Origin of the sequence: Micromonospora sp. NPDC047753 (assembly GCF_040642735.1) — a bacterium.
Lineage (GTDB): Bacteria > Actinomycetota > Actinomycetes > Mycobacteriales > Micromonosporaceae > Micromonospora.
Window position 1 is genome coordinate 1 of the sequence record NZ_JBEYSL010000889.1, and the last position, 1148, is coordinate 1148.

General features: G+C 71.8%; 1 pseudogene and 1 riboswitch. The pseudogene reads right to left on the reverse strand.

Features of this window, described 5'->3' with window-relative positions:
* Positions 1–54: 54 nt before the first annotated feature.
* Positions 55–765: pseudogene (locus ABZ749_RS35500) on the reverse strand (glycine dehydrogenase (aminomethyl-transferring)); the annotation flags it as partial.
* A 73-nt stretch (positions 766–838) separates the two neighbouring features.
* Positions 839–937, reverse strand: a riboswitch (glycine riboswitch).
* Positions 938–1148: the final 211 nt, after the last annotated feature.

Consider the following 1148-nt stretch of genomic DNA (forward strand, 5'->3'; position numbering starts at 1 on the left):
CAGAGGTATGACCGACAGTCATCCCTGCGCTCACCGGCTCGTCCCCGGGCGGTGAGCCACGGTCACCAGGGCGCCGACGGCGTGCGCCGCCTCCACGAGGCCGGCGTGGTCGCGTACCGCCCCGGACGCCCCCGGATACTGCAGGTGCAGGCCGAAGAACTCCTCCGGCAACTCGTCACGCTCGACGTCAAGGACCCGTACGTCGATGCCGAGCGGCTCGGCCCGGCTGGTGATCACCGCGATGGTCTGCGGCAACGCGTCGGCGTCGACGACGTACACGCCGCTCTTGCTCTTGGAGGCCCGCCGCGCCAGGGTCATCGCCTCCGCCGCCGCGGTGCCCTCGTCGAGCATGGAGGCGTTCGCGGTGGCCAGGCCGGTCAGGTCGGTGACCATGGTCTGGAAGTTCAGCAGCGCCTCCAGCCGGCCCTGGCTGATCTCCGGCTGGTACGGCGTGTACGCCGTGTACCAGGCCGGGTCTTCGAGGACGTTGCGGCGGATCACCGCCGGGGTGTGCGTGCCGTGGTACCCGAGCCCGATCATGGAGACGGCGACGGTGTTACGTGCCGCGAGGGCCCGCAGCTCGGCGATCGTCTCGGCCTCGGTGGCCGCCTCGGGCAGGTCGAGGGTGCCGTGCCAGCGGATCACTTCGGGGATCGCGGCGTCCATCAGCTCGTCGATCGAGTCGTGCCCGACGACCTCCAGCATCCGACGCTCATCGTCGGGGCCGGGACCGATGTGACGGGTGGCGAACTGCTCTACGGTCATCAGGGGCACTCCCGGGGCGAGGTCGACGTGTCGGCCTCCCCCTCTGTCGCACCCACAGGGGCACTCCACAGCGCCTGCCCACGAGGTCCTTTTGCCTGAGAGGTTCCGGGGAGGATTTGCCCCTTCGGCGCCGCCCTGCGTGCTGTCGGGCGGTCTCTCCCACGTGGGTGTTACCGGCGTGGTCAACGCTACCAGCGTCGGTGTTTCCGGCAGATGTCCTACCCCCGGGGGCTGATGTCCCACCTTCGGGGCCGGGGCTCCCACCCGGGGCTGGGCCCGTCAGACCCCCAGCGGCGCCCCGGCGCCGACCCGCGCGGCCAGCTGCGGCAGCACCGCCCCCAGCGGCGCGTCGACGCACATGGTGGCGTGGCCGTCACCCCGGG